This window comes from Rhodococcus sp. MT28 (assembly GCF_058792695.1).
Genome location: NZ_JBXAFD010000001.1, coordinates 421561 through 447483, shown reverse-complemented (window position 1 = coordinate 447483; position 25923 = coordinate 421561). Strand labels below are relative to the sequence as shown.

General features: G+C 62.1%; 26 protein-coding genes. 15 read left to right on the top strand and 11 right to left on the bottom strand.

Annotation, left to right across the window (positions count from 1 at the left end):
• Positions 1 to 60: 60 nt before the first annotated feature.
• The 3 genes from AC1Q6C_RS02105 (at position 61) to xylB (ending at position 2100) form a co-directional block, all read left to right on the top strand.
• Positions 61 to 291: a DUF3263 domain-containing protein gene (locus tag AC1Q6C_RS02105; protein ID WP_030534904.1), complete on the top strand. Its 231-nt coding sequence runs from the start codon at positions 61 to 63 to the stop codon at positions 289 to 291.
• 69 nt (positions 292 to 360) lie between these two features.
• Positions 361 to 678 (top strand): WhiB family transcriptional regulator, encoded by a 318-nt coding sequence (locus AC1Q6C_RS02100; RefSeq protein ID WP_003946343.1) that lies wholly within the window; start codon positions 361 to 363, stop codon positions 676 to 678.
• 24 nt (positions 679 to 702) lie between these two features.
• On the top strand, positions 703 to 2100 hold the full coding sequence (xylB, locus tag AC1Q6C_RS02095; protein WP_492666352.1) for a xylulokinase: 1398 nt from the start codon (positions 703 to 705) through the stop codon (positions 2098 to 2100).
• A gap of 7 nt (positions 2101 to 2107) precedes the next feature.
• On the opposite strand, the gene AC1Q6C_RS02090 is transcribed toward xylB, so the two are convergent.
• On the bottom strand, positions 2108 to 2824 hold the full coding sequence (locus tag AC1Q6C_RS02090) for an HAD family hydrolase (RefSeq protein ID WP_064111734.1): 717 nt from the start codon (positions 2822 to 2824) through the stop codon (positions 2108 to 2110).
• Between the two features lie 142 nt (positions 2825 to 2966).
• Between AC1Q6C_RS02090 and cycA the strand changes: the two genes are divergently transcribed.
• The 7 genes from cycA to AC1Q6C_RS02055 all read left to right on the top strand — a co-directional run bounded on the left by cycA (position 2967) and on the right by AC1Q6C_RS02055 (position 11173).
• Positions 2967 to 4430: a D-serine/D-alanine/glycine transporter gene (gene cycA, locus AC1Q6C_RS02085; protein ID WP_030534902.1), complete on the top strand. Its 1464-nt coding sequence runs from the start codon at positions 2967 to 2969 to the stop codon at positions 4428 to 4430.
• Between the two features lie 122 nt (positions 4431 to 4552).
• Complete coding sequence (locus tag AC1Q6C_RS02080) at positions 4553 to 5323, top strand: M23 family metallopeptidase (RefSeq protein WP_003946431.1); 771 nt, start codon at positions 4553 to 4555, stop codon at positions 5321 to 5323.
• 125 nt (positions 5324 to 5448) lie between these two features.
• A complete protein-coding gene (locus AC1Q6C_RS02075; protein ID WP_047272585.1) occupies positions 5449 to 6954 on the top strand; it encodes a glutamate-cysteine ligase family protein in 1506 nt (501 codons plus the stop codon).
• Between the two features lie 141 nt (positions 6955 to 7095).
• Positions 7096 to 7989, top strand: a complete 894-nt coding sequence (locus AC1Q6C_RS02070) for a universal stress protein (protein WP_007727672.1) — start codon at positions 7096 to 7098, stop codon at positions 7987 to 7989.
• A gap of 176 nt (positions 7990 to 8165) precedes the next feature.
• Complete coding sequence (locus tag AC1Q6C_RS02065; RefSeq protein ID WP_007727670.1) at positions 8166 to 9206, top strand: LLM class F420-dependent oxidoreductase; 1041 nt, start codon at positions 8166 to 8168, stop codon at positions 9204 to 9206.
• Between the two features lie 358 nt (positions 9207 to 9564).
• Positions 9565 to 10458: a universal stress protein gene (locus AC1Q6C_RS02060; protein ID WP_003946389.1), complete on the top strand. Its 894-nt coding sequence runs from the start codon at positions 9565 to 9567 to the stop codon at positions 10456 to 10458.
• Positions 10459 to 10534: 76 nt separating this feature from the next.
• Entirely contained in the window at positions 10535 to 11173 is a 639-nt protein-coding gene (locus AC1Q6C_RS02055) for a response regulator (protein ID WP_003946380.1), read from the top strand.
• A 3-nt stretch (positions 11174 to 11176) separates the two neighbouring features.
• Here AC1Q6C_RS02055 and AC1Q6C_RS02050 read toward each other — a convergent pair whose 3' ends face one another.
• The 5 genes from AC1Q6C_RS02050 to AC1Q6C_RS02030 all read right to left on the bottom strand — a co-directional run bounded on the left by AC1Q6C_RS02050 (position 11177) and on the right by AC1Q6C_RS02030 (position 15322).
• Positions 11177 to 12868: a sensor histidine kinase gene (locus tag AC1Q6C_RS02050; protein WP_039972838.1), complete on the bottom strand. Its 1692-nt coding sequence runs from the start codon at positions 12866 to 12868 to the stop codon at positions 11177 to 11179.
• 27 nt (positions 12869 to 12895) lie between these two features.
• On the bottom strand, positions 12896 to 13591 hold the full coding sequence (locus tag AC1Q6C_RS02045) for a hypothetical protein (RefSeq protein ID WP_230358953.1): 696 nt from the start codon (positions 13589 to 13591) through the stop codon (positions 12896 to 12898).
• 19 nt (positions 13592 to 13610) lie between these two features.
• Positions 13611 to 13943, bottom strand: coding sequence for a cupin domain-containing protein (locus tag AC1Q6C_RS02040; RefSeq protein WP_003946336.1), 333 nt, complete (start codon positions 13941 to 13943; stop codon positions 13611 to 13613).
• A gap of 84 nt (positions 13944 to 14027) precedes the next feature.
• Positions 14028 to 14519 (bottom strand): dihydrofolate reductase, encoded by a 492-nt coding sequence (locus AC1Q6C_RS02035; RefSeq protein ID WP_047272583.1) that lies wholly within the window; start codon positions 14517 to 14519, stop codon positions 14028 to 14030.
• A gap of 2 nt (positions 14520 to 14521) precedes the next feature.
• Positions 14522 to 15322, bottom strand: a complete 801-nt coding sequence (locus tag AC1Q6C_RS02030) for a thymidylate synthase (RefSeq protein WP_003946427.1) — start codon at positions 15320 to 15322, stop codon at positions 14522 to 14524.
• Between the two features lie 86 nt (positions 15323 to 15408).
• Between AC1Q6C_RS02030 and cobF the strand changes: the two genes are divergently transcribed.
• From cobF to AC1Q6C_RS02010, 4 genes are all read left to right on the top strand, one after another.
• Positions 15409 to 16149 (top strand): precorrin-6A synthase (deacetylating), encoded by a 741-nt coding sequence (gene cobF, locus AC1Q6C_RS02025; protein ID WP_042921340.1) that lies wholly within the window; start codon positions 15409 to 15411, stop codon positions 16147 to 16149.
• A 76-nt stretch (positions 16150 to 16225) separates the two neighbouring features.
• Positions 16226 to 17392 (top strand): GGDEF domain-containing protein, encoded by a 1167-nt coding sequence (locus AC1Q6C_RS02020; protein ID WP_223304416.1) that lies wholly within the window; start codon positions 16226 to 16228, stop codon positions 17390 to 17392.
• Between the two features lie 43 nt (positions 17393 to 17435).
• Positions 17436 to 18611 (top strand): GGDEF domain-containing protein, encoded by a 1176-nt coding sequence (locus AC1Q6C_RS02015; protein ID WP_042449063.1) that lies wholly within the window; start codon positions 17436 to 17438, stop codon positions 18609 to 18611.
• 40 nt (positions 18612 to 18651) lie between these two features.
• On the top strand, positions 18652 to 19518 hold the full coding sequence (locus tag AC1Q6C_RS02010) for an Fpg/Nei family DNA glycosylase (RefSeq protein WP_007727653.1): 867 nt from the start codon (positions 18652 to 18654) through the stop codon (positions 19516 to 19518).
• Here AC1Q6C_RS02010 and AC1Q6C_RS02005 read toward each other — a convergent pair.
• Positions 19511 to 20386, bottom strand: a complete 876-nt coding sequence (locus tag AC1Q6C_RS02005) for a LysR family transcriptional regulator (RefSeq protein ID WP_007727651.1) — start codon at positions 20384 to 20386, stop codon at positions 19511 to 19513. The two genes, AC1Q6C_RS02010 and AC1Q6C_RS02005, sit on opposite strands and share 8 nt — an antisense overlap.
• A 72-nt stretch (positions 20387 to 20458) precedes the next feature.
• On the opposite strand from AC1Q6C_RS02005, the gene AC1Q6C_RS02000 reads away from it, so the two are divergent.
• Entirely contained in the window at positions 20459 to 21691 is a 1233-nt protein-coding gene (locus AC1Q6C_RS02000) for an MFS transporter (RefSeq protein ID WP_042921334.1), read from the top strand.
• 30 nt (positions 21692 to 21721) lie between these two features.
• Here AC1Q6C_RS02000 and AC1Q6C_RS01995 read toward each other — a convergent pair whose 3' ends face one another.
• The 4 genes from AC1Q6C_RS01995 to AC1Q6C_RS01980 form a co-directional block, all read right to left on the bottom strand.
• Positions 21722 to 22501 (bottom strand): DUF427 domain-containing protein, encoded by a 780-nt coding sequence (locus AC1Q6C_RS01995; protein WP_047272578.1) that lies wholly within the window; start codon positions 22499 to 22501, stop codon positions 21722 to 21724.
• Between the two features lie 57 nt (positions 22502 to 22558).
• The gene (locus AC1Q6C_RS01990) at positions 22559 to 23035 is read right to left on the bottom strand and encodes a nitroreductase/quinone reductase family protein (RefSeq protein ID WP_003946395.1); all 477 of its coding nucleotides are present in this window, start codon (positions 23033 to 23035) and stop codon (positions 22559 to 22561) included.
• A 199-nt stretch (positions 23036 to 23234) separates the two neighbouring features.
• Entirely contained in the window at positions 23235 to 25028 is a 1794-nt protein-coding gene (locus tag AC1Q6C_RS01985) for a DEAD/DEAH box helicase family protein (RefSeq protein ID WP_050655573.1), read from the bottom strand.
• Positions 25028 to 25888, bottom strand: a complete 861-nt coding sequence (locus AC1Q6C_RS01980; protein WP_054188823.1) for an SDR family oxidoreductase — start codon at positions 25886 to 25888, stop codon at positions 25028 to 25030. The genes AC1Q6C_RS01985 and AC1Q6C_RS01980 overlap by 1 nt, the downstream gene beginning before the upstream one ends.
• Positions 25889 to 25923 lie beyond the last annotated feature (35 nt).

The following is a 25923-nucleotide window of genomic DNA, read 5'->3' as shown; positions in this document are numbered from 1 at the left end:
CGTCCGAGGAGACGAGTCGCAGTTTCTGTGAAGCAGGGCGCACAAACAGGGGAGAACCTGATGAGCCGCACCGATACACAAGAGATCGTCGAGTTCGCACGTAAGTGGCAGCAGTTCGACGGTGGACCTGACGAAGAGATCTTTGTAACCTTCGGCCTCGCCCCGGACGAGTATTTCCGCAGGCTGCAGGCAATTCTCGACGACGGCGTCGTAGCGCTGACTCCGCCGGTCACCGGCGAACTCGCAACGGTCTGTGCACATCGACTCGGCCAATCGGTCAGGCGTCGATAAGTCCGACCCGGCGTCAGCCCAGAGTCACCCGAATCCGTGTCACCCGAGTAAGGAATTGAGGTCGCCATCATGCACAAGCACCTTCCGATGCCGTACCCGACCGCCGAAGTGTGGGACTGGCAGCTGCAGGGAGCGTGCCGCGGGCACGATTCCGCGGTGTACTTCCATCCGGACGGCGAGCGTGGACACGCCCGCGAGAACCGTGAACGCAACGCCAAGAAGGTCTGCGCGACGTGCCCTGTACTCCAGCAGTGCCGCGAACACGCACTCTCCGTCCACGAGCCGTACGGCATCTGGGGTGGAATGACGGAGACCGAGCGCGCAGAATATGTGCGATCGCTGCGTAAGCGCAGCAACCGGATGCCCGCGGTCGCCAACGCGAGCTGACGGTCCTTCGGAAAGGACGCCAGTGTGGCCCTCGTAGCCGGTATCGATTCGTCTACCCAGTCGTGCAAAGTCATTGTCCGTGATGCCGATTCGGGAGAGCTGGTACGAGAAGGGCGGGCGGCGCATCCCGTCGGTACCGAGATAGATCCGGCATGCTGGCTCGAGGCGATGGACAGTGCAATCGCCGCAGCGGGTGGGCTCGGCGACGTCGCAGCCGTATCGGTCGGAGCTCAACAGCACGGCATGGTGTGTCTGGACAGTGGCGGCGAGGTCGTCAGACCGGCGTTGCTGTGGAACGACACTCGCTCGGCGAAGGCTGCGACCGATCTGGTCGAAGAGCTCGGCGGACCCAAGGCGTGGGCCGACGCAGTTGGTGTAGTTCCGGTTGCCGCGGTCACGGCAAGCAAGCTTCGATGGCTCGCAGATCACGAACCCGGCAACGCCGATCGCACTGCCGCGGTGTGTCTTCCGCATGACTGGTTGTCCTGGAAGTTGGGTGGGTCCGGCTCAATCGAGGAGCTTGTTACCGACGCGGGCGACGCCAGTGGAACCGGCTATTATGCTGCCTCGACGCGCGAATATCGTAAAGATTTGCTGGCGTTGGCATTTCGCGGTCGAACCCCGCATGTTCCCCGAGTTGCATCGCCGAACGAAATGATCGGAAGTACACGTTCCGGAGGTATTGTCGGGCCTGGCACCGGTGACAATGCCGCAGCCGCACTGGGTTTGGGGGCAGTTCCCGGTGACGTGATCATCTCGATCGGAACATCCGGCGTCGTCTCGGCTGTATCGGCCACCCCCACGCATGATCCCGGCGGGAACGTGGCAGGATTCGCGGACGCAACCGGCCTGCACTTGCCGCTGGTGTGCACTCTCAACGGCGCGCGCATTCTTGATGCGACGGCGTCCATTCTCGGTGTCGATCACGCCGAACTGTCGCGGTTGGCGTCGACGGCGCCCCTCGGAAACGACGGGCTGGTCATGATTCCGTACTTCGAGGGTGAACGGACGCCCAACCGCCCTGACGCCACGGGGGCCATGCACGGATTCCGGCTGCAGAACTCGACGCCTGCGCACTTTGCACGAGCCGCAATCGAAGGGCTCCTGTGCGGCTTGGCCGACGGCGTCGACGACCTGGTTCGTCAAGGCGTCGAGGTGAAGCGAGTTCTCCTCGTGGGAGGCGGAGCGAAGTCGCGCGCTCTCTGTGAGATCGCGCCGGCAATTCTCGGAGTGCCGGTCGTGATTCCTGCTCCGGGTGAGTACGTCGCCGAAGGGGCATGCAGGCAAGCAGCATGGGCACTGTCCGGGGACACGCAGCCGCCGGTGTGGCCGAAACCGGAAGAGCGACGATTCGACGCCGAACCAGCTCCCCACGTGCGCGAGCGCTACGCGTCGTTGCGCGAACTCACCGAAGGTGTCTGAGCGCTCCTTACAGAAGGCCGAATTTCCGCACTGCGTCGAGTAGCGCGTGCGGGCGTTCGGTCGTCGGCAGGGGATCGACGAGTGCGAACTGGCAACCGATGTCACGGGCAGCGCCGTCGGCGATGTCGCTGTCACCGACCATCAGAGTCTGCGCCGCATCCACATCGAGTTGCGCAAGGGCGTACTCGAAGATCGCCGGTTCGGGCTTGACTGCACCCACCTCGAACGAGAGAACGAACTCGTCGACCCAGACGTCCCAGCCGCGGTCGGCGAACGCCGGACGGATGTCGAAGGCGATGTTGCTCAAGACGGCAGTGCGTATGCCCTTCTCCGACAGTGACTTCAGGACCTCGCCGGTATCCGGGTACGGCGACCACTGATCCGGATCGACCAGCAGGGCGTAGAAAGCTTCGGCCCGAACCGGATCGGGCACCCCGGACTTACTCAACACGTCGAGGTAAGACTGACGATGCAACTTCGGATCCCGGTCGCGGTTCTCCCACGCGTAGATCCCCGCTTCGTCCATCTCCACGGTTCTGCCCACCGGCGCGGTCATCCGACGCATCAGCTCGGCTTGAGCGTGCACGTCGAGCGGATCGCCTTGATGATCGACGAGGTGCTCGGTCCAATCGTCGCTCTCCTCCAAACGGAAGAGGGTTCCGGAGAAATCGAACAGCGTCGCGGCGATATGTCCGTCTTGATGGGCCGTGCTGTCAGTGTTCACCTCGACAGGTTATCGGCGTCCGCTTTCCGATGCGTGATGTGAGCCAGTGCACGCGTACTTTGAGAGAGCACATTTTCCGAGGTTCCCCCGACGGGCACGATTTCGATGCCCCGGATGAACCGTATGACGAGGGGGATCCTCCGTGTCCGACCACGCGAATACACCAGACCTGACGAAGCCGTCCGGCGAAGACCCCCACCTCTCACGTCAGCTGTCCAACCGGCATATCCAGCTGATCGCCATCGGTGGTGCCATCGGCACCGGACTGTTCATGGGATCGGGCAAGACGATCTCGCTCGCCGGGCCCTCCGTGATCTTCGTGTACATGATCATCGGATTCATGCTCTTCTTCGTCATGCGGGCGATGGGGGAGCTGCTGCTCTCGAACATGGCGTACAAGTCGTTCTCCGACTTCGCCGCGGATCTGCTGGGCCCCTGGGCGGGATTCTTCACCGGCTGGACCTACTGGTTCTGCTGGATCGTCACCGGCATCGCGGACGTCATCGCGATTTCCGGGTACTTCAAGTACTGGTGGCCAGGGCTCGCGGCGTGGATTCCTGCTTTGCTGACGATCGCGGCGCTGTTGCTCCTCAATCTCCCGACCGTTCGCGCCTTCGGTGAAACCGAGTTCTGGTTCGCGCTGATCAAGATCATCGCCATCGTCAGCCTGATCGTCGTCGGCATCGTCATGGTCGTCTCCGGGTTCACGGCGCCGAACGGTGCCACCTCCGGTATCGACAACCTCTGGAACGACGGCGGGATGTTCCCGACCGGATTCATGGGCTTCGTCGCCGGCTTCCAGATCGCCGTGTTCGCCTTCGTGGGTATCGAGCTCGTCGGTACGACGGCAGCCGAGGCGAAGGACCCGGAGAAGAACCTGCCGAAGGCCATCAACTCCATCCCCATTCGTGTCCTGCTGTTCTACGTCGTTGCACTGACCGTGATCATCGCGGTGACTCCGTGGCGTGAAATCAGCGCAGACAAGAGTCCGTTCGTCGCCATGTTCACACTCGCCGGCCTCGGCATCGCTGCTTCTGTCATCAACTTCGTCGTGCTGACCTCCGCTGCATCTTCGGCCAACTCGGGTATCTACTCCACCTCGCGCATGGTGTTCGGCCTTGCGCAGGAAGGCGACGCACCGAGGGCCCTCGGCAAGCTGAACTCACGCAAGGTCCCCGCGAACGCCCTGATGTTCTCGTGCATCTTCCTGCTGGCGTCGTTGATCCTGCTGTTCTCGGGCGATTCCGTGATCGAGGCCTTCACCGTCGTCACGACCATTTCGGCGCTGCTGTTCATGTTCGTGTGGACGATCATCCTGGCGAGCTACATGGTGTACCGGAAGCGTCGTCCGCACCTGCACGAGGCGTCGAAGTTCAAGATGCCCGGCGGCATCGTGATGTGCTGGGTCGTGCTCGCGTTCTTCGTCTTCATTCTCTGGGCACTGACAACCAAGGACGACACCCTGCAGGCACTTCTCGTCACGCCGATCTGGTTCGTGGTTCTGGGCATCGCGTGGGCGATCATCCGGCGTCGACCCGCTCACCGGGCACGATACGACGCATTCAAGTCAGAACTGGACGCCAGCCGACAGAACGGCGAGAAATAGTTTTGGTCAAGATCGGGTAACGGTGGCGGCCGCCTTGATCAAACTGTTACATTCTTCGGCAGACAGAGGAGCGGGCTTCATCAGAAGGACGCTGCACGCCGACGACTGACGGAGTACACACTGTGGGAAACCACCACCGCACGGGCAATGACGATGTTGTCTTCGAGATCGATCCCGAGGCAGCAAGCGGCCGCCACCGCACCCCGTCGGCTGGCCCTGGTGCCGGTGTCAAGGCAGGTGTCGTAGCTGCGGCTACCGGTGCGCTCCTCGTCGGTGCAGGCCAGATGGGCGCAGGAACCGCTGCTGCGGCGCCGGCAACACAGACCATCGCCGGAATCGAAATCCCGCAGGGTCTGCTCCCCGAGGGCGTTGTCGTTCCGGCTGAATTGGCGGCACTTCCGGCTCTCGACATCCCCGAGCTTCCCGATTTTGCTGCCGACCTCAACACGCAGGCACAGCAGTTCCTCGCTGGGATCAACCCCGGCACCTCAGCTCGTACCGTGCAGCCGGTGTCCGGAACGCTGACCTCCACCTTCGGTTCGCGCTGGGGAGCACACCACGGCGGCCTCGACATCGCGGCTCCGATCGGTACGCCGATTCTGGCTGCAGCCGACGGCCAGGTCATCGACGCCGGCCCGGCGTCAGGTTTCGGCCTCTGGGTCCGCGTCCAGCACGACGACGGCACGGTCACCACGTACGGCCACGTCAACGACTACCAGGTCAACGTCGGCCAGCGCGTCAACGCCGGCCAGCAGATCGCCACCGTGGGTAACCGTGGCCAGTCCACCGGCCCGCACCTGCACTTCGAGGTTGCCGAGAACGGCGCAAAGGTCGATCCCGCAGCGTGGCTGCAGGCTCGCGGCGTAGCTGTCACCTGGGTCGACAACTCGTAGAAGAAACTTTCGGAGAACTGCGGTGGCGTCGGGAAATTCTTCCCGGTGCCACCGCAGTTCTCGTTTGTCGGTGACACCTGACGGATAGCCTTCAGTGACGTTGATCGTCGAAGGGGGAATGCGCAATGGGTGCAGAGGTCACGGCGCGAGAATTCACCAGAGCCGACCGTAGGCTCTTTCGTAAGAAGGTGCGCTCGTGCGTCGACGCCATGAAGCAGATGCTCGACGGTGGTGACTTCCGAGACGCCGTCGACAAGCCCGCTCCGCTGTTGGGCATGGAGATCGAGTTCAACCTCGTGACCGGCGACATGACGCCCGCGATGTCCAACCGTGAAGTGCTCGAATCCATCGACGACTCTGCGGTTTTCCAAACCGAGCTCGGACAGTTCAACGTCGAGATGAACGTCGAGCCCGGCCCACTCACCGGTGATGCGACTTTCGAATTGGAGAAGAAACTGCGGGCGTCCCTCGACGTCGCAGACGCGCGAATCCACGCGCACGACGCCGAGATGGTGATGATCGGGATGCTGCCGACCCTGCAGCTCGAGCATCTCGATCGTGAGTGGATCACCGCCAACCCGCGCTACGAATTGCTCAACGAGCAAATTTTTGCCGCGCGAGGAGAGGACATCGAACTCGACGTCGAAGGTGTCGCGCTACCCGGTGGCGACGTGGAAATCCTTCGGGCCGACACCAATTCGGTGGTGCCGGAGGCGGCTTGTACGTCCATGCAGTTGCACCTGCGCGTCGCGCCGGAAGAATTCGCAGCGCACTGGAATGCCGCGCAGTGTCTGGCCGGAGTACAGGTGGCGCTTGCGGCCAATTCTCCTTTCCTGGCAGGGAAGGCGCTTTGGCACGAATCACGCATTCCGATCTTCGAACAGGCAACGGACACCCGAACTTTCGAGCTCAAGAACCAAGGTGTGCGACCGCGAGTGTGGTTCGGTGAGCGGTGGATCCATTCGGTTCTCGACCTGTTCGAGGAGAATTCACGGTACTTCCCGGCGCTGCTCCCTGATGTCTCGGACACCGATCCGCTGGAAGTGCTCGCGGCGGGCGGGGTTCCGGAGTTGAGCGAGCTTCAGATGCACAACGGCACGGTCTATCGCTGGAATCGGCCTGTCTACGACTGCTCGGATGGCAAGCCACACTTGCGTATCGAGAATCGGGTGCTGCCGGCCGGGCCGACCGTCGTCGACATCATGGCCAATGCGGCCTTCTACTACGGAACCGTTCGCGCATTGGTGAACGCGGAGCGGCCACTGTGGTCGCACATGTCGTTCCATGCGGCAGAAGAGAACCTGCACATCGGCGCCAAGTACGGACTCGACGCCACCCTGTACTGGCCGGAGATCGGTTGGGTCGGTGCCGACGAGTTGGTCCTGCGAAGGCTGCTGCCGTTGGCGGACGAGGGTTTGGCCGACTTCGGATTGTCCGCCGCGGCCCGCGATCGGTACCTCGGCGTGATCGAAGGGCGGTGCATGAATCGGCAGACCGGTGCCGCCTGGCAACGCGAGCACGTGGCGCACGCGGAGGCCTCGGGCGCGGACCGCTCGACTGCGCTCACCGGAATGCTCCGCGGTTACGTGGAGAACATGCGGACGGGAGATCCTGTTCACACCTGGTCCTGATTGCTCTGCTAATTCTCCTATCCGTCAACAGTTTCGGGGACCTAAGTCCCCGAAATGAAGAGGGGGCGACCCCAAAAAAGCCGGACAAGTGGGATGGTTAGAGTGAAAGTGGCTCGGTTACTTCTTCAGGAAGGTGGGCACATGAGTTCACGCGAACATAACAGTGTTGTTGTCGGAGTCGAGGGTTCGGACACTGCGTCCACAGCGCTCCGCGAGGCCGCGAAAATCGCCGCCCAGCGCGAATTGCGACTCGACATCATCCACGCCCTCGACTTCGCGCCTTACGGTTTCGGCGGACCGTACGTCGACGCGGGTGGGGTGTACGAATGGGTCGAAGAGGCCGGAAAAGCGATCTTGGCGGAGGCGGAACAGTTCGCCCGTGAGATCGATCCGAAACTCGAAGTTCACACCGAAATCGCCATCGGCAGCGCAACTCAGTGGCTGATCGAGAGTTCGGCACAAGCCAGGCGGGTAGTCGTCGGAGCGTCGGCGTCAGGCAAGGCGGCGACAGCAGTCCTCGGCAATACCGCGGTCGGTGTGGCCAGTCACGGCAAGTGTCCGGTCATCGTCGTTCGGGACCGCGATGGTGCGGTGCCCTCGGAAGGACCCGTAGTGGTCGGCGTCGACGGCAGCGCGTTGAGCGCCCAGGCCGTCGGTGCGGCTTTCGAGGAAGCGTCGTTCCGCGGAGTCGAGTTGGTGGCGTTGCACGTGTGGAGTGACCTCGGCAGTGCGGCATTCGAAGACCCGAGGGCCGCTGCGCTTGCCCCGCAGTCTCTCGAAGAGGAAGAGCACGCGGTACTCAGCGAGAGCTTGGCCGGATGGTCCGAGCAATACCCGGACGTGAAGGTCCGGCGCGAGGTATACCTCGACAACCCACGCGGACGGCTGTTGGACTGGTCGGCAAAAGCGCAGCTCGTCGTAGTCGGAAGCCGTGGTCGCGGTGGATTCCGCGGCATGTTGCTCGGCTCGACCAGCAACACCCTGATCGCTTCGGCCAAGTGCCCCGTCATGGTGGTTCGCCCCGAAGAATCCTGACCCTCGACAAGCTCTCCCACTACCCCGTTCATTTCGGTCATCGAATATGAACGGGGTAGTCACATGAATGCGGACTCAGGTTCCGTAGTGTTCGATGTGAGTAAGTGTTCGATGGGAGTACCACTGCTCGTGTGCGCGTCGCACACGGCAGCAATCGTCAGGATTGGGGTTACAACGTGCGTATCGGTATGGGTTTGAACTACAGCGGCGGGTTCGCCGAAACCGTCGAAGAGGTCGGTGACCTGGAGAAGGCGGGCCTCGACATCGCCTTCGTCCCGGAGGCGTATTCCTTCGACGCCGTCAGCCAGCTCGGTTACCTGGCGGCCAAGACGTCGACCATCGAACTCGCTTCGGGAATCTTTCAGATCTACACCCGTACCCCTTCGTTGACCGCCATGACGGCGGCGGGCCTGGACTTCGTCTCCAACGGTCGCTTCGTGATGGGACTGGGCGCTTCCGGACCGCAGGTGATCGAGGGGTTCCACGGCGTCAAGTACGACGCTCCGCTGGGACGCACACGTGAGGTCGTCGAGATCTGCCGTCAGGTATGGCGCCGCGAGAAGGTCGAGTACCAGGGCAAGTACTACCAGGTTCCCCTCCCCGCCGAGAAGGGCACCGGACTCGGAAAGCCGCTCAAGCTGATCAATCATCCTGTGCGTGAGCGCATCCCGATCCTGATCGCTTCGCTCGGACCCAAGAACGTCGAGCTGACGGCGGAAATCGCCGAAGGCTGGGAACCTATCTTCTTCCATCCGGAGAAGGCAGCAAGCGTGTGGGGTGAGCCGATCGCCAAGGGCAAGGCCAAGCGCGATCCGAGCCTCGGTGAGCTTCAGGTGTACGCGTCGCCGGCACTGGCCATCGGTGACGACGTCGACCACATGCTCGACTGGGTACGCCCGAGCCTTGCGCTCTACATCGGTGGCATGGGCGCCAAGGGCAAGAACTTCTACAACGATCTCGCGGTGCGCTACGGCTACGAAGAGGCCGCCGAGAAGATCCAGGATCTCTACCTCGCGGGCAAGAAGGACGAAGCCGCAGCAGCAGTGCCGGACGAACTGGTTCGCGCAGTGTCGTTGATCGGTCCCGAGAGCTACGTCAAGGAACGCGTCGCAGCCTTCGCCGAAGCCGGTGTCACGACGCTCAACGTCACGCCGTTGGCGGCCGACCGCAACGGCCGAGTGCAGCTGATCGAGAAGTTCCGCAAGATTTGTGACTGACCCCGCTGTGCGCCTTTATTAACCGCCGGCGGTTAACAAAGGCGCACAGCAGAGCAGGTGGTTCGGGATCTCCTGCGTACGAAACCCGATTTTGGGCGCTTGTTGACAGGACTTTTTTCACTTCTGACCGGTCGGGTTCTTCACCTAACGTGGATCGAGTAGCCAGGGTTTGCGTGCGAATCCGGCACCGGTGGCCTCGTTGACGCCCGAAAGGGATGTTGGCGGGGCCGTTGCCGCAGTCCACCCGAACACCCAATGTCCGATTCGGGACTCGCGTCGGCTGATGAATCCTTTTTGCCGTCATTGGGCAATAGTGTGAGGGCGAAGAGATTCTGTGGTCGATTGTGGAGGGACGAACATGAGTGCAACCAAACCCGTCGTCGTAGCGGTAGACGGTTCGGAATCGGCGTCGTCGGCTGTCGTCTGGGCGGCGAGGACCGCGGTGGCGCTCGGTCGACCGCTCCACATCGCGACGGTGGTGCACATCCCAGCCTTCTACTACTCCGAGCCTTACCTCGCCGAGAGCTTCAAGGACGAACTGCGGCGCACTGCCACCGCTCGTCTGGACAGCGCACAGATTCTCGCGCGGCAAAGCATCGACGACGACCTCGAGATCGTCACCGAACTACTCGACGGCAGCGTCTCCGATCGCCTGATCGAATTGTCCAAGGGCGCGTACATCATTGCGCTCGGCCCTCGCGGGCACGGCGAATTCACCGGATTGGTCGTCGGTTCTGCGACGGTCTCGGTTGTCTCGCACGGCGAATCTCCGGTTGCAGTTGTCCGAGGACGGACGCTCGACGGTCGGCCACCGACCGAAGGCCCCGTCGTCGTCGGTGTCGATGGATCCGAAAGCAGCATCGAGGCAGTCGAGCACGCTTTCGAGCAGGCCTCCGCGCGGGGCGCCACCTTGATTGCCGTCAACGTGTGGAGCGACGTGAGTGTGCAGCCCTCGTTGGGCGCCACCCCCGACGACCCACTGTGGAGCAGCATCCAGACGGGTGAGGAAGTTGTCCTCGCGGAGCAATTGGCCGGATTCACCGAGCGTTACCCGGACGTCGTCGTCGAAAGAGTCGTCGCGCGTGACCGTCCGGTCCGAGTCCTGAGCGAATACGCGGAGACGGCGCAGTTGATAGTCGTCGGCAGTCGCGGGCGCGGCGGATTCGCAGGAATGCTCCTCGGATCGACCAGTCGGGCGCTCCTGCACACCGCGGATTGCCCGGTTCTCATCGTCCGGCACGTCAACAAGTGAAGAGAATGCATTCCATGAGTTCTGAGTCCACCGTCTCCGGTACCGTTCGACGTGAGATGTCTTTTGGAGGGGTTCGATGACAACGCGGATATTCCTGGTCGACGATCACGAGATCGTCAGACGCGGATTGTTCGACCTACTCGGTGGGGTCGAGGACTTCGTGGTGGTGGGCGAGGCGGCGTCCGTGGGGGAAGCGCTGGCTGCGGTACCGCAGAGCAACGCCGACGTCGCTGTCCTGGACGTACGCCTGCCTGACGGCAACGGCGTCGAACTGTGCCGAGAACTCCGCTCGATGCTTCCCGACCTCCGCTGCCTGATGCTCACGTCGTACGCCGATGACGAGGCGTTGCTCGACGCGATCATGGCGGGCGCCTCGGGATTCGTCCTCAAGCAGATTCTCGGAACCGATCTGGTCGCTGCAGTCCGCACAGTCGGGCGCGGCGGTTCACTGCTCGACAGTCGTGCAACCGAGGCGCTGATGCAGCGGATCCGCAGCGACCGTACAGCTGATCCGTTGGCCGAACTTTCCGATCAGGAGCGAGCAGTCTTCGACCTCATCGGAGAAGGGCTCACCAACCGGGAGATCGGCGCGCGATTGTTCCTCGCGGAGAAGACGGTCAAGAACTACGTGACGCGTCTGCTCTCGAAGCTGGGCATGCAGCGTCGTACTCAGGCTGCGGTGCTGGCGACCGAAATCCGTAGCGGCAGTCGCTAGGATCTAACGACCGGATTTCGGTCGATTCGAGTTGGTTCGACCGAGCGGTACTCGCCAGAGCAGGCGTGCACCGCTCGGATCGTGATTGACGATCGTGCACGTACCGCCGCAATGTTCGGCGCGGCGCTCCAGATTGTGCAGTCCACTCTTGTGGAAGTCGGAGGGGAGTCCGACGCCGTCGTCCTCGATCGTGATCGCAAATTCGACGTCCGCGGTGACAGCGATGGTGATGTGGCGTGCGTGTGCATGCCGAAGGACGTTGCTCAACCCCTCACGCAGCACGGCTTCGGCGTGCTGGTGGATCCCGGGATTCACCAAAGTGTCGATGGCGCCGGAGAATTGGACGCTCGGGGTCACCGCGGACTGTGCGGTGGCGTCGCCGATGACATCGAGGAGGCGTCGGCGCAGGCTCGACGAATCGGTGGCCGTCGGAGTCTGCAGATCGAAGATGGTTGTCCGAATCTCGCGGACTGTCTTGTCGAGCTGTTCGAGAGATCGTTTGACAATCGCGCGCGCCGACTCCGGGAGGGTCTCGTCCGGAAGCGTGCTCTGCAGGCTCATTCCGCTCGCGAACAGTCGCTGGATGACGTTGTCGTGCAGGTCTCGTGCGATGCGGTCGCGGTCGGCGAGAACGGACAACAGGCGTTGCGCCTTTTGTTTCTCGTCGAACTCGATTGCAACGGAGCCGAGTTCGGCCATCGACTCGATCCGGGTCAGTTCGTCGTGATCCCAGTGTGTGTTGGTGGAATTCGACGCCACGATGACCGCGCCGACTACACCCGAGGCGACGCACATCGGTGCCACGACCGCACTCCCAGCCGACGGCACCAGTTCGGTGAGTGCGCCTAAAGTGGTGAGTACCTGTAGCTTTCGACTGCTCCGCACCACGTCGAACGGATAAGTGGTCGCCGGGATTCTGACTCCACGTGACGTGGTTCGGGCGCTGGCCGCGGCGTGAACCTGTGCGTAGCCGTTCTCGCAGATCACCACGATCACGTCGTCGACGCCGGTCAGGTCCCGAACGCGACTGGCAAGAAGTTGCAGGCCGTCCTCGAGCGAGTCACCGGCCAGCAACCGCGAGCGGATGGCAGATGTTGCGGTGAGCCATCTTTCACGAGTTCGTGACTGCTCGAACAGTCGGGCGTTTTCCACAGCGATACCGGCTGCGATGGCGAGGGCTTCGAGAATGACCTCGTCTTCCTGGGTGAACTCGGCCTGTCCCCGTTTCTCGGTCAGGTAGATGCTTCCGAACACCTTTCCCCGCATCATGATCGGCGCTCCGAGGAAGCTCTCCATCGGTGGATGATTTGCGGGGAATCCCACCGATTCGGGATGGTCGCCGAGATGGGCCACACGCAAAGTCTGCGGGTGATTCATCAGAACACCCAGCACGCCATGACCTTCGGGGAAATGTCCCATGGTCGCGCGTTGGGACCCGGAGATTCCCTCGTACACGAATTCCGAGAGCCCGCCCCCCGGCGCCGCGACCCCCAGGGCGCCGTAGCGGCAATCCAGAACCGTTGTCGCAGAGGTGATGATCCGTTGAAGCGTCAGGTCGAGGTCCAGGCCGGAGCCGACCACCAGGACCGCCTCGAGCAGGCGGTGGAGTGTCGGTATGTCGGCATTGGAATCGCCCAGGCGGTCGAGCAACTCGCCGAACGTACGTGCCGGACTGTGACCCGAAGCTTCGACCATGGTCGAAGCATATCGCCTCACCGAACGTCAGCTCTCCTGGCGGCGACCTTCCCACCACGACGACCAGTGATGCTTGATCTCGTCGAACTCGTCATCGCTCAGGTCGTAGGTGGTCAGCAGGATGGACATGCCTCCGTCGGGCCGCTGCGCCGTCACCGACTGGGTGGCGACAGACAGCAGGCCAGGGCCGAGATCCTCGACTGTCAACCCGAATTGGTGGTCGGTGACGTAATCGACTACGCCTTCGAAATAGTCGCCGGGAGCGATTGTCACCGCGTACCGACTTCCCGCTTCCAATTCGATTTCGGTGAACCCGAGGACGCTTGCCACGTTCTCACCGGGGAGCAGAAGGCCGTCGAGATAAATGGTTTTACGCTCGGCCAGTCCGTGGTGCTCCACTGCGAATCTGAGCAGCTGGAGGAATGTCGTCCAGCCCTCGGTGATGTCGTCGTACCAGTCGTCGTCGGCTGATTTCGGCGGTCGGTCGATGCGGACGACCGTCTTGCCGTCCTGTTCGCGAAGTGAGAAACGGTCACCGTTTCCGAGTTTCAGCGTCAACGCTTCGGGGTCGGCCTCAGCGGTGGAGTAAATCTGGTTGATTTCGTCGTCGAGTCCGTCGTACTCCCAGCCGAACCAACGTCGAATCAGCGACGGGTCGCGCAGCGCGGGCCAGAGTACGGACGGGGCTGCGACGATGGACACTTCGATCACGGTTTCGCTCACGCGGAAGACGCTACCGATTTCAGCCCTTCATGGCGACGGTCAGTAGAAATGCAACGTCTTCGAGCGCTTCGACGCTGTGCCGGTCGGCCGGGACGGTCAGGAAATCACCCGTGGATCCTTTCCACTGGTCGCTCCCACATACAAGATTCAGCTTCCCGCTCAGGACCAACAATGTGGCTTCGCCCGGACTGTCGTGTTCGGCGAGGCTCTTGCCGGCGCTCAGCGCGATCACCGTCTGTCGCAGGCTGCGCTGGTGGCCACCGTAGACGGTTTGTGAACTGCGACCGCTGGTCGCCGAGCCCGCCAGTTTCAACTGTTGGCGAGCGAGAGCGGTCAGTGACTTCTTGTCCATCGAAGACCTCTCGGAAGCGGTGAATGTCCTTCTTGGAGTATGACCGACTCACTCGCGAGGTGCCTCGTTATCGGCGGAAGTCGGTCAGCGCGTGTACTCCAACCAGCGGAAGCGCAGGCCGCTCTTCTCCGAGGTCTGCCAGGGCTCGTCGGATTTCAGGTTCCATTCGGGGCCGATCTCGGGAGCAAAAGCATCACCGGCGATGTCGAGGTCGATCTCGGTCACCAGTAGATGCGTTGCGAATGGCAGTGCAGCCGAATAAATTTGCCCGCCACCGACGACGAAGACGTCACCGTCCGGCAACGCCAGGGCGTCGTCCAGCCTGTGGACTACCTCGGCGCCTTCGGCGTGCCATTGCGGATCGCGTGTGACGACGATGTTCCGACGCCCGCTGAACGGACGGAACTTCGATGGAATGGAGTCCCAGGTGCGCCGCCCCATGATTACCGGATGGCCCATGGTGACGCGTTTGAAGTAAGCCATGTCCTCGGACACGCGCCACGGGATCGAGTTGTCGGCGCCGATGACGCCGCCGTGGGCCTGCGCCCAGATGAGGGTGACTGTGCGATCGGTCATCGTCAGACCGCTACCGGTGCTTTGATCGCGGGGTGGTGCTGGTAGTCGACGATCTCCACGTCCTCGAAGGTGTAGTCGAAGATGGAGTCGCGCTTGTTCAGCTTCAGGGTCGGCAACGGCAGCGGTTCGCGGCCGAGCTGCTCGGTCACCTGGTCGACGTGATTGTCGTAGATGTGGCAGTCGCCGCCGGTCCAGACGAACTCGCCGACGTCGAGTCCGGCCTGCTGGGCCATCATGTGGGTGAGCAGCGCGTAGCTGGCGATGTTGAACGGAACGCCGAGGAACATGTCGGCGCTGCGCTGGTACAGCTGGCAGGATAGCTTGCCGTCGGCGACGTAGAACTGGAAGAAAGCGTGGCACGGCGCCAGGGCCATCTGCGGAATGTCGGCGACGTTCCACGCCGAAACGATGATCCGCCGCGAATCGGGGTTGGAGCGCAGAGTCTCGACGGTCTGCGTGATCTGGTCGATGTGCTCGCCCGAAGGGGTGGGCCAGCTACGCCACTGGACGCCGTAGACGGGGCCGAGTTCACCGTTCTCGTCGGCCCACTCGTCCCAGATGGAGACGCCGTGTTCGTGCAGCCACGCCACGTTGGAGTCGCCGCGCAGGAACCACAGGAGTTCGTTGACTATCGACTTGAGGTGGACCTTCTTGGTGGTGACGAGCGGAAAGCCGTCGGCAAGATCGAAACGCATCTGGTGACCGAAGATGCTGCGGGTGCCGGTTCCGGTTCGATCGGATTTGGCGGTACCCGTCTCCATGACGAGCCGGAGGAGGTCTTCGTAAGCAGTGGAGACAGTCACGGGAATCAGTCTAGGGCCTGCCCTGCTGTGCGCCTTTATTAACCTCCGGCGGTTAATAAAGGCGCACGGCAATATAGCCTCGGCACATGCGCGAACTCTTGGTGATCGGTATCGGTGCTGGTGATCCCGACCAGGTGACGGTTCAGGCGATCAAGGCCATGAACAGGGCCGATACCTTCTTCATCATCGGAAAGGGTGACGAGAAGCAGGCCCTGGTCGACTTGCGCACCGGCATTCTCGACGAGCACGTTCACCTCGACTACAAGGTGGTCGAGATCACGGACCCGCCGCGGGACCGAACCCCCACCGATTACGAGGGGGTTGTCGAGGACTGGCACGAGCGTCGGGCCGCGAAATTCGAAGCGGAATTCGCGGCCGAACCTGGCGTCGGCGCGATTCTCGTCTGGGGTGACCCTTCCCTCTACGACAGCACTCTGCGGATCGTCGAGCGTGTGCTCGCTCGCGGGAGAGTTTCGTTCGACTACTCCGTCATCCCGGGAATCACCAGCGTGCAGTCGCTGGCTGCACAACACCGGATCGTCCTGAACCGAATCGGCGAACCCATCCACATCACGACCGGCCGCAAACTGGCCGAGGGATTGCCCGACGGCGTGGACAATGCCGTCGTGATGCTCGACGCGCATTGCACCTTCACTCAGGTAAGCGAAAACGACGCCGAGATCTGGTGGGGCGCGTACCTCGGGACCCCGGACGAGGAGTTGATTTCCGGCAAACTGCGTGACGTCGAAGATCAGATCGTCGCTCGCCGGGCGGAGTTGCGTGAGAAGCACGGTTGGATCATGGATACGTACCTCGTTCGGCGCTGACAACCGACCCTGAATTTGCCGCCTCGATCCTGCACTCTTGATCCCGAACGACGGTCTGCGCACCTATGATCTGCGCATGACATCGTTCGGGCAGGACCGACTGCAGTCGATTCTGCCCGCGCCGCGTGGCCGTGAAAAATCAGCTGTGAAGTCGGCTTTCGACCTTCTGGTTCAGTGGTATCGGCGTCCTGATCAATTCGACAGTTTCAATCGATACCTCGCCACGAAGGGCCTGGAGCTAGCTGTCCGATTGCTGGTCATCGGCTCGCTGACGACGGTCATCATTGCGATGACTCTGCTGCGCTTCAGCGACGCGGGCGTGCACAACCACGTCACCAGCGTCGTCAACGCCGTTATCATCGCCGTCACGATTGCGGTGATCGTGCTCTTCTGCCTTCTGCCCGAAATCACGCGTCGGTGGTCGTACTTCTTTGTCGCCTACTGCGAGGTCGGCGTATTCGTCGGTGTGTTCTTGAACAACGACCCTTTCATCGGGTTGATCCAGTGTGTGCTCTTCGTACTGATCGGTGGCTACATCGCGTACTTTCACAACGCGAGACTCCAGGCGGTTCACATCGCGCTGTCCATCGTGGTTCTGGCAGTGGTCGGCCGAAAGGTTGCGGTCTACGCGGATCCTGCGTTGGCCACAGCACTGTGCCTGATCATCGCCACCGGGATCGTGGTCATCCCGTTCGCCTGCCAGTTCGTCCTCTCACTTCTCGGCTCCGACGCGGACAGTTCGGATGTGGATCCGTTGACAGGGCTTCTGAATCGGCGCGGGCTGCAGCGAGCTGTTGTCGAAATGGGGGCGACGGGGCATGCGTCGAGCAAGTCGTCGTATGTCGTCGCGATTGTCGATGTCGATTCGTTCAAGAGCGTCAACGACTCACAGGGGCACGAAGAAGGCGATCTCGTACTTCGCCAGATTGCTGATCGACTGCGGTGGTGCGGCGGCGAGAAGGCGCTCTTCGCCAGATTCGGTGGGGACGAGTTCGTGTTGGTAGACACGATAGACGTCGGCGCAGCGCCTGCGTTCGAAGACAATCTGCGAAGGCACTTGCGAATCGACGATCGTGATCCGGTAGTGACCACCAGCGTCGGAGTCGCGATCACCTCTGCCGAATGGTCGTCGATTATTTCCGACGAGGAGTTGACGGAACTGTTTCGAGTAGCCGATGCCTCGATGTACCGCGCGAAGGCCGCCGGCGGCGATCAGGTTGTGATGTGGGACGGCAAACAGTGAAAATTGTCTGATTGCGGGGAGTTGACTGGATTACCCTGACACTATGGAATCTGCCGAGAGTGTTGAGCGTTCGGACGCCGTGGCGTCTCGACGACCGCTCTCGGGTCCCGCGTTCCGGCTGATCTCTTCTCAACTTGTCGATTGGTATCGGCGTCCGGACCAATTCGACACCTTCAATCGCTATCTCGCGGACAAAGGGTTGACCGTCGCCTCGCGGTTTCTCGTCGTCTGCTCGTTGGTACTGGTCACCGTGATCATGTTCCTCACTCGCTTCAGTCCACAGGGACCGACCACTGCGCACGCGCGCTCCGCGAACGCAGTCATCATGGTCATAACCGTGATGATGGCCGTCGCCCTCTCGACGAGGCGCAATCTCTCCCGTTCCTGGTCTTACGCCTTTGTGCTCTACTCGGAAGTGGGAATAGCGGCCGCAATGCTGCTGTACTCCAATCCACTTGCAGCACTGGCACACGCCGTGATGTTCTCGGTGATCGGCGGATACATCGCGTTCTTCCACAATGCTCGAATACAGAGCCTTCACATGTTGTGGGTATTCGTCGTGGTCATCGGCATCGTGACACGTACGGCCGTGGTCGAAAACGATGTGGATGTTCCGGTTCTGGTCGCGTTGGTAGTACTGGTCGGCGCGGCAATCTACGTGATTCCCTTTGCCTGTCAGTTCATTTTCTCCATCCTCGGCACCGACGCGTTGAACTCGCAATTGGACCCACTGACGGGACTGCTCAACAGGAGGGGACTGGCCGACGAAGTACGACTGTTGCTGGAGCGGTCGTACACGCACTCGGCGCTCTTGGTAGTCGCCGCCGTCGACATCAATCGATTCAAGGCCATCAACGACGAGTACGGACATACCGTCGGTGACGCTGTGATCGAAAAAGTCGGATCGAGGCTGGTCGAATGCGCCGGCCCGGCGGCCTTGATCGCACGGATAGGCGGCGACGAGTTCGTCATCGTCGATTCGGTCGATCAACGCTCGTTCCATCGACTCGAACATGAGCTACTCCGTTCGACGATCACCTCGCCCGATCATCCCGAGGTGGCGATGAGCGTCGGAATCGCGAAGATTGCAGGGCCTTTCGAATCAGCGGATGATGCGCTGGTCGCCTACCCGACTCTGCTGCGGCGAGCGGATCGGGCGATGTACTCCGCGAAGGCACGCGGTGGGCATTCGGTGGTGCTGCAGACGGAAACGGACTGAGCGCGCTGTGAGTGTCCGTGGTCGGCGTTAGTCTGTTGCCATGCCTGAACTACCCGAGGTGGAAGCGCTGGCAGGGTTCCTTCGTCAGCACGCGGTCGGCGCAGTGGTGGGACGCGTCGACATCGCTGCATTGAGTGTGCTCAAGACCTTCGATCCGCCGATCACTGCTCTGCAGGGGCGTGACGTCACGGGCGCCGCCCGCTTCGGGAAGCATCTGGCTCTGGATTGCGACGGGTTGTGGTTGGTCACGCATCTCTCCCGTGCCGGCTGGATGCGCTGGCTGGACAATCCATCGGCGACGCCGCCGAAGCCGGGGAAGGGGCCGTTGGCGCTGCGCGTTCATTTCTTCACACCCGAAGGGTTGACGCCGGCATTCGATCTCACCGAAGCCGGCACCAAGAAACGCCTCGCCGTCTGGGTCGTGAACGATCCGCAGGAGGTTCCGGGCATCGCCCGGTTGGGGCCGGACGCGATGGCCGTGACCGAAGCCGAGTTCGCACAGATTCTGGGCGGAACGTCGGCGCGGATCAAGAACTCGATAGTCGAGCAGTCGTTGATCGCCGGTATCGGGAACGCCTACTCGGACGAGATCCTCCACACCGCGAAACTCTCGCCTTTCGCGACCTCGTCGCGGCTGACGCCGGATCAGATTTCGACGCTGTATGCCGTGATGCGATCCACGCTGGCCGACGCGATCGAGCGTTCGGAAGGTCAGGACGCGGCCCGGCTCAAAGGTGAGAAACGCTCGGGGATGCGAGTGCATGCTCGCACCGGACTTCCGTGCCCGGTGTGCGGTGACGTCGTACGCGAAGTGTCGTTCGCGGAGCGCTCTTTTCAATACTGCGCGACGTGCCAGACCGGCGGTAAACCGTTGGCGGACAGGCGAATGTCGAAACTGCTCAAGTAGCGAACTGCGCTGCGAGTAGTTCGACGAACTCGCGGGCGAGCGCCGACGAATGGGTGGGTTCGGTGATTGCGTGGACGATCCGATGCGGCGCATCGGTGATCGGAATACAGACCAATTCGGGGTGCAGGGCGCTCATGGACTGGGGGAGCAAACCTACGCCCAGGCCGTTGGCGGTCAGTGAACAGATCAGGTCTACCGAGTTGGCTTCAAGTGTTTTTCCCCGAGGGACCTGTGATTCGGCGAAGGCTTGGTCGGTTTGGACACGGGCCTCGCTGCCGGAGGCGAAGTCCACGAGAGTGTGATCGCGTAGGTCTTCGAGCCTGATCGACGAAGCCTGGGCAAAGGGATGGTCGGGAGCAACGAACGCTGCGGTGGGTTCACTCCACAGCGGTGCGGCGGCAAAGCTCTTGGGTAGGCGACCTGCGGCCAATCCGACAATGCCGACGTCGATTGCACCGGACCGGACTCCTTCGATAACTACTTCACTGCCGTACGGTCGCGCGGTGATGTTGATTGCAGGGTGGCGCCGTGTCAGATCTGCCAGCGCGCGTCCGACGTCGACGCGCCCCGCCGAGGTGATGGTGCCGACCGTCAACCGCACTTGCTCGTTGCTCCGTGCGGAGACATCACTGACGAGTCTCGACACGGCGCCGAGTACCTCGCGGGAGCGGGCGACAAAAACCTCGCCTGCAGCAGTCAGGCCGACGTTTCGGCTGTTCCGGTTGAACAATTCGACTCCCAGTTCCTTTTCGAGGTCTCTGATCTGGGCACTCAGGGCGGACTGGGAAACGTGCAACCGCGACGCTGCTCGGCTGAAGTGTCTGTCTTCCGCGACTGCCAGGGCGTAGCGGATGTGACGTAGTTCCATCGCACCAATCTATCGTTTCTGGAGATAGATCATGCATATCTATCTATTGGACGCGCGTCGGTGTAGGCGGTCATGCTTGACGACATGATTTCAAGCGACGCGCGTCCGAGGCTCGGACTACCAATAGTGCTGCTGATGGCTGCAGCGACGGGCCTGTGCGCGGGCGGTAACTATTTCAACCAGCCACTCCTCGATTCCATCGCAGATCACCTGAATGTGTCGGCCTCCGCAGCGGCCGCGACGGTGACCATCGCGCAGGTCGCGTATGCACTCGGATTGATACTTCTGGTTCCGGTGGGCGACATGGTGGACCGACGCAAGCTGACGGTAGGGCTCATGCTGCTGGCGGCGACCGGTCAAGCGGTCAGCGGATTTGCGCCCAACTTTGCCACGCTGGCAGTGGGAATCGCTGTCGCTGGAGTCTTTTCGGTCGCCGCCCAGGTGCTCATTCCGTTTGCCGCCTCACTGGCCGAACCTGAGAGGTCCGGTCAGGTGGTCGGCACGATCATGAGCGGACTGCTGATCGGAATCCTGCTGGCGCGCAGCGTTGCCGGCGTCCTCTCCGGACTGGGAGGTTGGTCGACGGTATACAAGGTTGCGGCGGTACTGATGGTGGTGATGGCCGTGGCATTGTGGCGATCTCTGCCTTCCGATTCCGCAGATCGCCCGAAGGCAAGCTACCGCGCAACGCTCGCTTCGGTAGGGAAGTTGGCTGCGACCTTGCCGCGCCTGAGAACCCGATCGGCCATGGGCGGACTGGCTTTTGCTGCTGTCAGCACCGTCTTCACGACAATGGCCTTTCTTCTGTCCGGCGAATTCGGCTACAGCGACACTCAAATCGGCTTGGTCGGACTACTCGGTGTGGCGGGAGCTTTGATGGCGACGGTGGCGGGCAGACTGGCCGATCGGGGATTGGGTCAGCTGGCGACCGGCGGCGCCATCGCGATTCTCTTGGTGTCGTGGCTTCCCTTTGTCGCCGGTGCCACCCACGTGGTGTGGTTTCTCGTTGCCATCGTCCTTGCCGACCTCGCGCTGCAGGGAGTGCACGTCAGCAACCAGAACGTGATCTACGCCCTTGTCCCCGAAGCGCGTTCGCGTGTGAATTCCGTGTACATGACCACCTACTTCGTCGGTGCTGCCGTGGGCTCGGCGGTGGGGTCAGTGGTGTGGAAGTCGTACGGCTGGAACGGAGTATGCATCGCCGGGTTGGTCTTCTCCGTTGCAACGGCGATGGTGTGGGTGCATGATCGCCGACTGGAGACGGCTGAACTGCGAATCCCGGAATCCCCTGTTGCAGTGGGGTAGGCACCCACACCTTCTCGGCTCCAGCACCTTTCAGATTTCGGCACCGTCCACCAGGATCTTGCCGACGCGTTCGGGATAGAACGACACGTGGTCGTCGATCCCGGACGCTTCGGCGGTAGTGAACGGATAGAACCACGCCAGATCCTCGATCGGAGCGAGTTCGGTTGTGCCGGTGAACGACAGATACGACGCAGTGCCCTTGTAGGGGCAGGCCGTGGTGGTCGGGGACGGCGCAAAGTACTCGCTGCGAACGTCGATTCTCGGAATGTAGTACCGCGTGGGCAGTCCGGTTTCGAAGAGCAGTCTGGGTCGTCTCGTCTCGGCGACCAGTACGTCGCCGACAAAGACCTGGACGTGGCGGGACGAGGGGAGTGCGTCGATACGTACGTATGGATCGCGGGCGTGGACAAAGACCTGTTGATCCTCCTCGTACCAGGCGTCCATGCGATCCCAATAGAATGCGACGTACTCACTCAGATCCAGGGAACCGTCGAACTGTTCAGGGTAGGTCCAGACGGCGTCCTCGGCCCGGCGATCCCCGATCTCGATCGTCCAGTAGGTGGCGTCACCTTTCCATGGGCAATGGGTGGTCGTCGACGTCGGGACGAGGAATTCGGTACGAACGTCCGCGAGGGGGATGTAGTACATCGGCAGGCGGCCGCGTTCGAAAAGGTATACCGAACGAGTGGTGTCTGCGACGGCGTGACCAGCGAAGAAGGCTCGAATTCGGCGGGGGTTCGGCTCCAGTGCGATCCGCCCGTTGGAAGCTGTGATCTGTGTGTCTTCTGCGTGAGTCAGTGCTGTGGACATTCGCGAATGCTCCTGAGATCGGCAGGGTGGTCCTTCCCATCCTGCGCCCGGCAGCAGTTATTTGACAGGTTGGAGTCGAAATACGCGGATCTGGCGCCCGAATGCTCGATCGGCGTAGGTTTCGTACGGCGGCCACGTGGTGGTCGCGAGCTCCCACAGCTTCTTACGCGTGGCGCCCTCCGCCAGACTCGCACCGACCGGTATTTCGACGCCCTTCACTGTCACGATTGCGGTGGGGTTTGCCATCAAATTGAGTGTCCATGCTGGATGCGTATCCTGCCCCCAGTTGGAACCGACGACGACAAACGCATCGCCGTCAGGTGCGTACAGGAGTGGCGTGGTGCGAGAACGGCCGGTCTTACGGCCCGTCGTGGTGAGCAGTAGCTGAGTCACGGTGTTCTCTCCGACCAGCGAGAGCTTGCCTCCCGACACTCTCTGCACTGCTCGATCGAGCGGAACCAGATCCTTGCCGAGATCCGAGAACCATTGTGTATGGCCGACATTGCGCATCAATGACCGGTAGATATTGCGCATCGGACCCCTCGCATTCTCGGCACTGTTTCGAGGCTGGTGCACCTCGACTCGAAAGAGTCTGCCACGTCTGGTCACAGATACCTGAGTCCCAAGGTCCCGAAAGGAATGAAGCGGTCAGCCGAATTCGGTTTTGGTGGAGTAGAATTGGGGCATACCGCCGAAACCGTTCGTTTGTGCGCGTTGGACGGTCGTTGGAAGATCAACCCTCCGAGGTCAAGACATCAGGCTCTAGCCACTCGACGCCGAGCAGTTCGGACAGCGACCGCAGACCGGATCGATCACCACCTTTCAGACCTGTGACCGAATTGAGATTGCGCAACATGACCGTGGCGACGTCCTCTTCCTTGGTGCCCACGCCGAAGGGTATGACCCACGGGCACGTCTGGTAGTCGCGATGCGACCGACCGAACGTCTGTTCTGCCGCGATCCCTGAGTATCGCGGTTGATGAAAGATTCCCGTCCGTGGCAACGGGGACGCGTGAGTGCCGTCCGGGAGTGCTTCGTTGGCATGGAGCGAGATCGAGGTCGTGACATTGAAGACGATGACCGGTGCGTCCCCGCGTTGAAACCGCAGACGTTGACCCTCCTTGTCCGGCACCGCACCGAACAGTTTTGCCACCGAGATCCCGGCGTCTTCGATCATCTCGACCAGTGGATCACCTGCCGTGGAGACGAATTCGACGGCCACCAACACCTGCTTGCCTGCCTTGACCTGCGCCTGCGCCCACTGGGCCGTCGACTCGGCGCGGATCATGCCCGCTTTCTGTCGGTAGCGCAGAACCAGCGCACGGCCGCGCGCGATGTTGCGACTCTTGCGGGCCAATCCCATTTCGTAGGCGTACTCGGCCCACTCCGTCTCGTACTCGGCGCGCTGGGCATGGGTGAGGTCGATCGGCATACCGTCGAGCGGAACAGGTCCCCACGGAGTCGGTCGATGAATCATCAAGGGCGGTTTGCTGTTCGACATCCACCCACGCACGGTCTCGAGCGCTCGAGATTGCAGCGTAGGTGATTCCTTCGCCTCTGCGCTCCACGTCCACTTCCCGTAGGACTTGTCCAGCGGAAGGCCGGACTCGACCAGCCTGGCGCCCAGGTCGGACCAGTACTCCGAAGGTTCTGAATGCAGCTGCGCGAAAAGCGGTGCCAGGTAACGCTGGTCGGCCGGCGTGTGTCCCGGTGTTGCCGTCACGGACAGGACGAACGGCGCTTGCTCGTGAGCATTCGAAAAGCGCGCGACCTTCTCGAATGCCGCCGTGCGCTGTGTGTCGTTGCTGTACAGCTGGGCCTCGTCGGCAATCACCACACCGAACGTGTACTTGGGGCGGCCGTTTCGCGCGATCAGCTTCTTCAATTGGTCAGGCGACATGATCAACCAGCGGAATCCACCGTCGCCCACCGAGGCGATGGAATAGCGCCAATGCGGAATGGTGATCTGTGCGGGTCGATCGACGAGGACGAGGATGTTGGTTTCGCCGCGCTCCTCGGCAATCGTCTTGGCAGACATCACTGCGATCAGCGTCTTACCCAGGCCTGCATTGTCTGCCAACAGAAATCCGCGTTTGCCGGCGCGAGCGGCATCGACGACGGCTGCAGCCCCCGAAACCTGCTCGGGCCGAGGAATTTTGGGTGCAGCAACGGGACGTTCACCGGTGCTGTCATTGATGTCGTCCTCTACCCACTGCTGATAAGAGAAGGGGAGTGCCTTGAATGGAGCGAGTTCTACGGGCAACTCCGTACCGACCCACGCGTAGCTCTTCCATTTCTTGACGAACTGCGCACCAGGCGCCGGCGTCCGAAAGGGAACGTCGAGGAGCCAGACTCTCTCACCAGGGCCGGCAGTCGGCACATCCGGCATCGTCGCGCGTGAGCTCTTCTTTGCGACAGTCTTCTTCGGGGCGGTCTTTCTGGTCGTGTTCCTCTTGGGTGCAGCCTTCTTCGGTGCAGCCTTCTTTGCGGCAGCCTTGCGTGCCGTGGTTGCTTTGCGTGGTGGCATCAGGCGGTTTCTGCTGTGAGGAATTCACGCAGCGTGAGCGCAGGCCGGCCGACAAGGTCCTCCACGGTGCCCGTGATCAGCGCCAATTCACCCTGCGCGATTGCGGTGTACGTCGACACCCATGCGTCGAGTTCCCAAGCGGGTGCGTTGTACGACGCCCGCGATTCGTAAGCTTCCTCGAGCGTTTCCTCGACGTACGTGGTTCGCTTGCCGGTGACTTCGGTGATGATGCTCGCGGCCTCGGAGAGCGTCAGTGCCTCCCGTCCGGTCAGGTTGTACGTCTGTCCGACATGAGAATCCAGATCCTGCAGAACCGACACAGCGACGGCAGCAATGTCGGAGCGCGCTACCGCGCCGACGAGACCGTCCCCTGCGGGTCCGCGGATCACACCGTCTTCACCGGCGAGAGCGGGTAGGAAATCGAGGTAGAAGCTGTCGCGCAGGAAGGTGAATGCGAGCCCGGAAGCGCGGATATGTTCTTCGGTGACCCAGTGATCGCGAGCGAGCGTGAACGTCGCGTCCGGAGCAGCGCCGAGGAAAGACGTGTACACGATGTGCCTGACCCCGGCCTCCGCTGCGGCGTCGATGAAGGTGCGGTGCTGATCCAGACGATCTGCGCTTTCGGCCGCCGAGACCATGAAGAGGGTGTCGATTCCGGCCAGAGCCGCGAGAGCGCGCTTCTGATCCCCGTACGTGGTCTCGGCCGAATCGGCACCGGGGAGCTGCGGTAATCGGTTGACCGACCGTGCGATCAGCCGCTGTGGGACACCGGCGTCGGCCAACGACCGGGCCACCAGTCCGCCGATATGACCGGTCGCGCCGGTGACGGCGATCCTCGCAGACCGTGAATCTACGGACATGGTGCCCCTCCTTCGGTCGGTGTGCATCCCATCTT